This is a genomic window from Bacillus sp. NPDC094077 (assembly GCF_050279465.1).
GTDB lineage: Bacteria > Bacillota > Bacilli > Bacillales > Bacillaceae_G > Bacillus_A.
Genome location: NZ_JBNNUF010000019.1, coordinates 54,703 through 64,459, shown reverse-complemented (window position 1 = coordinate 64,459; position 9,757 = coordinate 54,703). Strand labels below are relative to the sequence as shown.

The 9,757-nt window shown below is 34.0% G+C and carries 7 protein-coding genes and 3 pseudogenes; 9 read left to right on the top strand and 1 reads right to left on the bottom strand.

Annotation, left to right across the window (positions count from 1 at the left end; translation table 11 throughout):
* Window positions 1–318: pseudogene (locus ACQKNR_RS26175) on the top strand (transposase); the annotation flags it as partial.
* An 18-nt stretch (window positions 319–336) separates the two neighbouring features.
* Here ACQKNR_RS26175 and ACQKNR_RS26170 read toward each other — a convergent pair.
* Window positions 337–1,385 (bottom strand): annotated as a pseudogene (locus tag ACQKNR_RS26170) (IS4 family transposase); the annotation flags it as partial.
* A 254-nt stretch (window positions 1,386–1,639) separates the two neighbouring features.
* Between ACQKNR_RS26170 and ACQKNR_RS26165 the strand changes: the two are divergent.
* The 8 genes and pseudogenes from ACQKNR_RS26165 to ACQKNR_RS26130 all read left to right on the top strand — a co-directional run bounded on the left by ACQKNR_RS26165 (window position 1,640) and on the right by ACQKNR_RS26130 (window position 9,734).
* Complete coding sequence (locus ACQKNR_RS26165; protein WP_427321935.1) at window positions 1,640–1,993, top strand: PadR family transcriptional regulator; 354 nt, start codon at window positions 1,640–1,642, stop codon at window positions 1,991–1,993.
* Window positions 1,983–3,182, top strand: coding sequence for a permease prefix domain 1-containing protein (locus tag ACQKNR_RS26160; RefSeq protein WP_427321939.1), 1,200 nt, complete (start codon window positions 1,983–1,985; stop codon window positions 3,180–3,182). Before ACQKNR_RS26165 ends, ACQKNR_RS26160 begins: the two co-directional genes overlap by 11 nt.
* A gap of 401 nt (window positions 3,183–3,583) precedes the next feature.
* Window positions 3,584–4,966, top strand: coding sequence for an alpha/beta fold hydrolase (locus tag ACQKNR_RS26155; protein WP_427321933.1), 1,383 nt, complete (start codon window positions 3,584–3,586; stop codon window positions 4,964–4,966).
* A 397-nt stretch (window positions 4,967–5,363) separates the two neighbouring features.
* Entirely contained in the window at window positions 5,364–5,624 is a 261-nt protein-coding gene (locus tag ACQKNR_RS26150) for a hypothetical protein (protein WP_427321931.1), read from the top strand.
* A 293-nt stretch (window positions 5,625–5,917) separates the two neighbouring features.
* Window positions 5,918–6,742 carry an MBL fold metallo-hydrolase gene (locus tag ACQKNR_RS26145; protein WP_427321929.1) on the top strand — a complete coding sequence of 275 codons (825 nt, stop codon included), beginning with the start codon at window positions 5,918–5,920 and terminating at the stop codon, window positions 6,740–6,742.
* Between the two features lie 121 nt (window positions 6,743–6,863).
* Window positions 6,864–7,847, top strand: a pseudogene (locus ACQKNR_RS26140) (IS4 family transposase); the annotation flags it as partial.
* Window positions 7,848–8,428: 581 nt separating this feature from the next.
* Complete coding sequence (locus ACQKNR_RS26135; RefSeq protein WP_427321927.1) at window positions 8,429–9,049, top strand: TetR family transcriptional regulator C-terminal domain-containing protein; 621 nt, start codon at window positions 8,429–8,431, stop codon at window positions 9,047–9,049.
* The gene (locus ACQKNR_RS26130) at window positions 9,027–9,734 is read left to right on the top strand and encodes an SGNH/GDSL hydrolase family protein (protein ID WP_427321925.1); all 708 of its coding nucleotides are present in this window, start codon (window positions 9,027–9,029) and stop codon (window positions 9,732–9,734) included. The genes ACQKNR_RS26135 and ACQKNR_RS26130 overlap by 23 nt, the downstream gene beginning before the upstream one ends.
* Window positions 9,735–9,757 lie beyond the last annotated feature (23 nt).

The window sequence follows — 9,757 nt, the reverse complement described above, 5'->3', positions numbered from 1 at the left end:
CAATTAAGACCGGTATATATACAAGTTCATTTGGAAGACATCATGAAACAATTACAACCTGGCCAAGTGTACGAGTTACATGATGTATATGTAGGGAGCAAAGACAAACTGCCTACTCGTATTGTGGTTTATAGATGTACGGAGGAGCAAAAACAGAAACGCCTACGTGATCGAGCTATTCGTGAAAAGAAAAAAGGGATTACATATACAGATCGTACGAAGCTTTTACAAGGAATTACGGTATATATGACAAACATTCCTACGGAATGGGTACCAAAAGAGAAAATCTATGATTTATATTCACTGCGTTGGCAAATTGGCGTGTCCAGATAAGGACACGCCGATTTGCCAACGCAGTGAATACCAGTCATGTACCTGTCCCATCGGGACAATATCTATAGGGGTGTTTGTCATATATACATTGATACCACTAAGTCGTTTACTACGAGGAGAATATGTCATTCCTTTCTTTTTCTCTCGAATAGTTTGATCTCGTAGGCGTTTTTTTGTTGTTCTTTGGTAAGTCGATGGACGATGATACGAGTTGGTACTTTGTCATTCATCCCTACATAAGCATCTGTTATTTCATAAGTTTGCCCTGAGTGTAAAGAATTCATCAAATTCTCTATATCTAACTGAATGTATTGTGTATTCTTCTTTATTCGTCCATCTTGAAAGTAATCTGGGTTAGGATTTTTCTGATAAATACGTGTATTAGATTTAATACGAGAGATATAGTAAGCTTCCTTATCGTGTATATGCTGAAGATCTTTGAGGTGAAAATAGCCTAAATCTCGGATACACAAATCATTCGCTTTCACAGTCGGAACGCACAAAGAACCATAGGTTCGATCATGTTGTTTACCTGGTCCTGTATGGATGTGAAGAAACTGTCCACTTAAAAGATCATATTCAAGTTGAATTTTCACACCAGCCTTATGGCTACAACCTCCTGCACCAGGATAAGCCGATGAAAATACATCTTGAAGCTGAAATGCAGTGGAATCTAAGATACGAATACGCTTAAAAATAGAATTATATGAAAAAGAAAACAGCTTAGGTGAAAATAACTTTTGGTTCAGAAGTTTAGCTAATACTTGTTGTAGAAACTGCACGGCTGCGGCGTTAAATGTTTGATTTAGTCCTTCAGGACTTATGAGTACTTCTGTTGATGCTTCTAAACAACTACATAACTGGGTTAAGGAAGTTGTTGCTACACTTTGGCTTAACCATACGCATAAAGCTACTAAATCTTGTGCTTGATACTTACTTGTTCGCTGTACAAATCCAACATCTCTAGCTAGATTCTGTAAGATATTTGGGGATAAAAGACTCTGAATCTCCTGTGCAAATAATTGTAAGTCGTCAGATACAGAATTAGACATACAAAAAAACACCATCCTTTCCTATAATTCTACAGTAAGAATAACGTCTTTTTTTCTTAATGGATAGTGTAAAACCTTAGCTTTATGGCGATGAGGAGGTACTCCTTTATTCATGCTTAACTTGGTGGGCATGAAACACAGATATCATATATATTCCATCGGAATATTGGTGTAACTCATTCTACTATTTATAACGGATTACTTTGACAGACAAAGTAATCTGTTATATTGTATACTACAAGAGGTGATATATAATGAGTGTTATATCTACAGACTTAATCCGTGGACATACGGACATGATTATCTTAAATGTTCTTCGTCAAGGTGATAGTTATGGATATGAAATGTACAAAAGGATTATTGAATTAAGTGACAATCAATATGAATTAAAGGAAGCCACTTTATATACAGCTTTTCGTCGATTAGAGAAAGAAGATTACATCTCTTCCTATTGGGGAGATGAAACTCAAGGGGGAAGACGAAAATATTACCACATTACAGAATCTGGTATGAGTTTTTACGAAAATAGTAAAAACGAGTGGAACATTGCGAAAGAGATTATAGATCGTTTAATTAAAGGAGCGATTACAGGTGTTAATGAGAAATAAAAAATTAGACGAAAGAATACAGGAGTACATCGATAAACAGTTTATGGATGTAAAAGGAACACAACAACTATTTGATATGAAAGAAGAGTTGTTTATAAATCTAAAAGAACGAATTTCAGATATGATTAAGGAGGGTTATACAGAAGAAGACGCATTTAAAAAAGGAGTCATTTCAGTCGGAGATTTAAGTGATCTAGTAGAAGAAATGCAATCGTATGGTCAAGATGAAATGAAACAATCTATTGACTCTAAAGAAGCACAGCATATGTCAACAAAAGGAATGATTGGTGGCATATTATTATTTCTTTTTGGGATATTCGCATCCTTAATAGCAAATTATGTACTTGGATCGCAATTATTTTTGATTACTTCTTGTCTTTTCACTGTTCCAGGTATGTTGTTGATTATTTATGGTTTACTAATAAAAGAGACACGTAAACGCTATGCAATGAATAAAACTCGTGCTAAACGTTATATTTTAGCAATCGGAACTTTTCTGTATGGTTTGTGTATATCAATTATAATCTACTCAATTCCACTAGAACTTGTTGCACTAGTCTTATTCATGGTATCCATTTTGACTAGTCTGGCTATCCTTTTACCGCTTCTACTGGCTGGAAGAAGTCGCTTAAAAAATAGGAGGATATATGGGGTGAATGAATTCAAACATAAAGCCCTTAAATTTTTCATTGTCGGTATAGGTATTATTTTGGTATTAGGAGGACTAGGACTTTTTCTCACCAATAAAGGTTTAATTGGTCAAGATAAACAAGCCGTTAAAAATCCAATCAATTTTAAAGAAGTTGACACGATTTTGTTGACTACCCATATACCAGAAGGGCATGAAGTAATTTGGAATCAACTGCAACAGTATGAAGAACAAAAAGATGTTCGTATTAGCATGGTAAATTTAATAGACATAAGATCTCAACAAACACGAGAAATAAATACGAAAACTTACAGTCCCTTCTTTCACGCATCAAATTATTCAGAAAGTAAGGTGCCTATAAAGGTCACATTATATGAGAATCATGAAGTCAAGTATGAAAAGACACTGCAACCAGGTGACATGTTTGCAATAAACGAACAACTAGGTCGCGGTAAGTATAGTCTAAAACTAGAATGTATAGGTCAAGGTTATTGTAAAGGTAAAGGTGCGATAACTGCTGGAGATATTAATTGGGATTAGAAAGAAACTAAATTGCAACCATAAAAAAGTAAAATCAACAACCGGTTCCTTAACTAACAAGGTACCGGTTATTTTGTGTCTAAATGTACAATTTTTCCGAAATGATATGGTGATCCCATACCCATCAACCTAAGATTTTAAAATATCCCCTACTTAAGGAATTTGTAAGTATCAAGTAAGAAAAAAGAGAGCTTTGTTTCCTATAATCAAAATATAAAGTGAAGGAAGAAAGATTATTTCTGAAGTTTATATGCATGTAGAAAAAGAAAAATCTACGGTTTTTAGATTAATAATATCAGTGTGTCCAAGTTTTGGAGATTACTTGCAAATATTTTGAAGTTTTCGCACCAGAATTCTAATTACCATACCTGTTTTTACCATCACATATTGGAGGTTAAAACATGAATAAAAAAAAGAAAATACAAAGATCAGTACTTACCTTTACCCTACTCTTTTCTTTTGGAATTTCATCTTTCCCGCTTACAACAGCTATTCACGCAGATACACGCGATGAACAATCTGTTGAAAAAAAACTAGTCTCTTTAACGGAGCGTACATCATTATTTTTTGAATATCTCCAGCAAGGTAAGTATGCAGAGGCACTCCAGTTGACATCTACTGCTTTTCAATCCAAGTTTACAGCAACCACATTACAAAACTGGTGGACACAAAGTGGCTGGAGCGGGATAAAAAGCATGGGAACCCCCGTGATAAAAGAACGAAACTTGGTCCATCAGACGGTAGAAATTCCAGCAGCTACCGAAGGAACTACCATACCGCTACTCCTTAAATTCACACCTGGCGGGAAAGTAGATGAAATTGGAGAAAGGCCACCCGAGGAATCTTTTACCATCCCCCATCCTAGCTATGATCAACCTGACTCCTATCAAGAACGTGAAATCGTCATTGGAAATTCTATCTATCCGTTACCAGCGACATTAACAGTTCCGAAACATAAGCCTGGTGAAAAGCTGCCCGTAGTTGTTCTTGTTCATGGTTCTGGCATCCATGATCGCGATAGCACATATATGGGAACAAAAATCTTACGCGATCTTGCGGTGGGCCTTTCATCCAACGGAATTGCAGTGTTGCGCTATGAAAAACGTACCTTAGAACATGCATTAAAGATGGGTGCAGAACCTAGTACGTTAGACCGTGATACTACAGATGATGCCATCTATGCAGCAAAATCAGCAGCGCAGCAGGAAGGCATTGATCCAAGTAATATTTTCATTCTTGGACATAGTCTAGGAGCCGGTACAATGCCACGTATACTAAGCAAAGCGCCTTCCTCACTTGTCCGAGGAAGCATCTTACTCGCACCACCTGCACGCTCTTTGACTGACATTTTCATTGATCAGTATGAATACCTTGGGGCGTCAAAGGAAGAAATCACTGAACTAAAAAGACAGGTCGCTTTTATTCAGGATCCTACTTTCAATCCTGATCATCCTCCAGCTGGCTACAATTTGGGGTCACCTCATTTTATGTATGATGTTTCTAGGTGGCGTCCAGTTGAAGAGGCAAAATCACGTAAAGAGCCTTTACTCATTTTGCAAGGGGCACGCGATTATCAAGTAACAGTAAAAGGTGATTATACAAAATGGCAAGAAGGACTTTCAAACCGCGGAAATGTTCAGTTCAAAAAATACCCGAAATTGAATCATTTCTTCACGGAGGGTGACGGGGAATTAAGTCTTCCTAGTGAATACGAAATCCCTGCTAATGTTCCCGAGTACGTCATCCAGGACATTATTACATGGGTCAACGAAACAAAAAAATAAGAAAACATCAAAAGCCTTCATGCAATCATCATTGCGTGAAGGCTTTTTAGAAACTAGTGATTCAGACATACCTATTATTTTCGATATCATTTTATATAATATTTGCCCCAAAACGAAAAATTAGAGTCTATTATAGTAATGAAGTTCATTTTTATCATTTTGGGGGCAACCTGTTCTGTTAGCTTGATGGGCATGCCTTCCTTTCTGTATATTTCTACAAAAAGAATAGCGTATTTTTTCATTTTGAGAAAATTTAGTTTTGTTGCCTTAATAGCAATGAAGTCTATTCAGCATTGAGAGATCACACAATTCTATTTATCTGTACAAATTGAATTTTCAATTTATTTTGGTATAATTAAATTATAAATCTTGATATAAATATAATAGGATGGTAATTATGTCTGGGAGCGAGATTGGAGTCAGTATATTTGCAATTATTTTAGGTCTACTTACAGTTTTGATGGCATTTAAATATAATAAAAATTTTCATCATAACTATGTACATACTCGATTAGGTTCAGGCGAAGAAGGGTTGGCAATGTTATTTATAAATGTACTTAAATTTTTTCCGTATTGGGTATATAGAGGGATTTTGTTTTTATTAGGAATAAGTATATTATCTGGTATCAGTATATTAATTTTTAATACAATGCATTAAAACTAAAAAATTCTTTATACCCCATGCCTATCAAGCTAAGAAATTAAGTCACCCCCAAAACAAAAAATGAACTTAAATTCTTTAGAAATGATATAAAATGTTTATTAGAAAAGGAGAACAAGTATATAATTTGATGCCTGCTAATGAGATTTATTGTTGATAAATGGTGTTTTGTTAACTAAAAGGTGAGTGTATATAAATATTTCCGAAAATTTTCAATATACAAATAGATTAATTTCAATTTAAAGTTTATAATTAGTTTGTGGGAAAGTTTATAACAAAGGGGCATACATATGTTAAATTACATCTGCACTACATGCGGCGTTCAATATTCTAAAAGTCAAGAAGTTCCTTCTGATTGTATAATTTGTAATGAAGAAAGGCAGTATGTTAATCCATCTGGACAATCATGGACTACTCTTGAAAAAATGCAAAAAAGTAAATTATATAAAAATGAAATCTTAAAAGAAGAAACTGGTTTATATAGTATTACTACAAAACCTGAATTTGCAATTGGGCAAACAGCTTATTTAATACAAAGTCAAAATTTTAATGTTTTGTGGGATTGTATTACTTACTTAGATGAAAATACAATACAAGAGATACATAACCTGGGAGGTATACAAGCAATTGTACTTTCCCATCCTCACTATTATTCTACACAAGTAGAATGGGCAGAAACATTTAATATTCCAATTTATATTCATGAAGATGATAAAGAGTGGGTAAATCGTTCAAGTAAACAAATTATTTTCTGGTCTGGAGAATCTTTGGTATTAACTGATGCGATTACAATTTATCGTTTGGGAGGGCACTTTAAAGGTGGAGCTATTTTACATTGGAAAGATGGCAGTGACAAAAAAGGTCTTCTTCTGACAGGTGATATCATCCAAGTTGTTGCAGATCGTCAATGGGTAAGTTTTATGTATAGTTATCCAAATTTAATTCCGTTGCCAGCTAATAAAGTAAAAGAAATGGTAGATAAGATTAAAGACTTACCTTTTAATCGCTTGTATAATGCATTTCATAGAGTAATAGTCGAGGATGCAAATAAGTCTGTTCAAAAATCTGCTGATCGGTATATAAAAGCTTTACAGGGAAAACTTTTTCATACTTAAAAAATCAAGTCACTTCTGACGACACCGATTATATAAAAGTAATTACGGTTTTTTACTATCCATAAAGCAAAAAAGACGTTATCCTTTCTGTAGAATCATAGGAAAGGATGGCGTTTTTTGTATGTCTATTTCTGTATCTGACGAACTACAACTATTTGCCCAGGAGATTCAGGATCTTTTATCCCCAAATACCTTACAGAATCTAGCTAGAGATGTTGGGTTTGTACAACGAGCAAGTAAGTATCGAGCACAAGATTTAATAGCTTTATGTGTATGGATAAGCCAAAGTGTAGCAAAAACGTCCTTAAACCAGCTATGTAGTTGTTTAGAAGCATCAACAGAAATACTCATCAGTCCCGAAGGACTGAATCAAAGATTTAACGCTGCAGCCGTCCAGTTTCTACAGAAAGTATTAGCCAAACTTCTCAACCAAAAGTTATTTTCCGCTAAGCTGCTCTCTTATCCATACACTTCTATTTTCAAGCGTATCCGTATCCTAGATTCAACTGCATTTCAACTTCCAGATCCTTTTTCATTTGTTTATCCAGGTGCAGGAGGATGCAGTCATACAGCTGGAATAAAGATTCAGCTTGAATATGATTTATTAAGTGGACAATTCCTTCATATTCATACAGGTCCAGGTAAACAACATGATCGAACCTTTGGTTCCCTGTGTGTCCCAACTGTAACAGCGAATGATTTATGTATACGAGATTTAGGTTATTTTCATTTGAAAGATCTTCAACATATACAAGATAAAAAGGCTTATTATATCTCACGTATCAAATCAAATACACGTATTTATCAAAAAAATCCTAACCCTGATTATCTTCAAGATGGCCGAATCAAGAAAGGTACAGAGTATATCCAGATAGATATGGAGATTGTAATGAACTCTCTTCAACCAGGACAAACATGTGAAATATCCAACGCTTATGTAGGAATGACTGATAAAGTACCAACTCGTGTGATTGTTCATCGACTTACAGAAGAACAACAAAAAAAACGTCTACAAGATCAAGCTGTTCGAGAGAAAAAGAAAGGAATGAAGTATCGCTCTCGTAGTAAACGACTTAGTGGTATCAATGTATATATGACAAACACCTTTATCTTAATGATATACAGCTTTTTTTACCCACTCATCTGTTCCAAAAAAATTAATAGGGTTAAGCTTTGAACCACATATTTACTAATAAAAGTAGATTACAACACAATAGCCTCTTATTATTAATAAAAATATATCACTATCAAGTGGGAATGTATTTTAGAAAACATCATCCATTTGCCAATAAAAAGTAAAAATTTGAAGGAATTAATAATAAATGAAAAGAAAATATATGTGTTAGATTCAATTATAATGAGTAAAAACATATTTCACCATTTGATAAAGAATTTTATAATTCTAAGCTAATCAAGGCTAACTTATTTTCTCCTAATTTTAGCTAGCCTCTTAATTAAAACCGCTTATATAGATAAACATTCTTATTTTGGTAGTTATTTTTTTAGTTTCAATGCACTTGTACCATACTCACATAAAGAAAAGCTTATTTGAATTGAAGTTCATGTAGGATTTCCCCTATTTTCTAAAATATAAGTGTAATTTCTTTAATAATCTGCACAAAAATTAAATTCTATACGTATATTTAAATTAGAACGACCGTACTAATTAAAGGGAGGAGAATGTATTTGAATAAAAGGCATTATGATAGTGAGATTACAAAAAAAGAAATCATGGAGCATGCATCTCTTTTGTTTTCTCAAAAAGGATATAACCAAACATCTGTCGGAGATATCTCCAAATCCTCTGGTTACAGTAAAGGACATATATATTATCATTTTACAAACAAAGAACAGCTATTTGTTCTCTTAGCGCAAGAAACTATGCAAAATTGGTATGAAAAATGGATAGCAAAAGAATCTACTTATTCAACCGCAACTGAAAAACTATACGGCATGGCAATTCATGTCCTTTATAATTACCAAACGCCGTTATTAAAATCAGGTCAAGAGCTCGCTTCAAACCCAAAGTCTAATCCTGAATCGGTTCAGAAATTATTCGATTTATCAATTGTACCAATGAATACTTATCAAACAATTTTAAAAGAGGGGATAGAAAAAAAGGAGTTCAAAGATGGTAATCTAGACGAATGGACTATATTGCTAGGAACTTGGCTTGGGGGATTATGTCAGCTCACGAATACACATGAGTTGAAAACACTAGAACCGCTGTTTAATCAAGCGATTACAATCTTTTTAGAATCCATAAAAGACGGGGGAAATGAAAATGAAGATTGGATTAATCGGTGATAGTTTAACTGAAGGGCGTCCAGGAGTGTCCTTTGTGAACATATTAAAACGAAAATATCCAAGTATCACATTTTTAAACCTTGGTAAACCAGGGGAAACGGTTAAAAGTTTGCATACACGATTAACGAAAATCAAGTTGGAATCAAATTTTGATTTAATCTTCCTTTGGATTGGTACTAATGATGTTTATTCAAAACTGTTAAAAGTGCAAGCTCAACCAATTGTAGAAGACCATCGAGAATTTAATAATTATTTCAACAAAATACTAAATATAGTCATTCCTTTTTCAAAGTACGTTGTTGTGGTTTCACCAGCAATAGTGGGAGAAAACTTAAAAAATCAATCAAATTATGAGTTAAAGGGTTTGTCTTCTATTATTGAAAATATCTCGAGTCAATTTTTAAATGTTAGTTTTCTGGATATGCAATCAGTTTTTGAGAAACGGTTGGCTAACGTGAACAGTTCATACTATATCAGCACAAGTGTTATGACAGTAATGAAGGATGTGTTTCTTTATAAGAATCCAATTCGAATTGATCGATTATCCAGTAAGCGAGGTCTCCATTTGACTTTAGATGGTATTCATTTAAATAGCAATGGTGCTTTGTGTGTGGCAGAAGAATATGCATCTATGATAAATCAACTTTTATTCGATAGCAGTGGTACCATTCAGTCACAAAAATAGATTAATTTATGGGGGGAACTGTA

Excerpts from the sequence above, each read along its gene's own strand:
- ACQKNR_RS26130 (WP_427321925.1), top strand. The coding sequence starts at position 9,027 with ATGAAGATTGGATTAATCGGTGATAGTTTAACTGAAGGGCGTCCAGGA.
- ACQKNR_RS26160 (WP_427321939.1), top strand. The coding sequence starts at position 1,983 with ATGAGAAATAAAAAATTAGACGAAAGAATACAGGAGTACATCGATAAA.
- ACQKNR_RS26155 (WP_427321933.1), top strand. The coding sequence starts at position 3,584 with ATGAATAAAAAAAAGAAAATACAAAGATCAGTACTTACCTTTACCCTA.
- ACQKNR_RS26150 (WP_427321931.1), top strand. The coding sequence starts at position 5,364 with ATGTCTGGGAGCGAGATTGGAGTCAGTATATTTGCAATTATTTTAGGT.
- ACQKNR_RS26145 (WP_427321929.1), top strand. The coding sequence starts at position 5,918 with ATGTTAAATTACATCTGCACTACATGCGGCGTTCAATATTCTAAAAGT.
- ACQKNR_RS26165 (WP_427321935.1), top strand. The coding sequence starts at position 1,640 with ATGAGTGTTATATCTACAGACTTAATCCGTGGACATACGGACATGATT.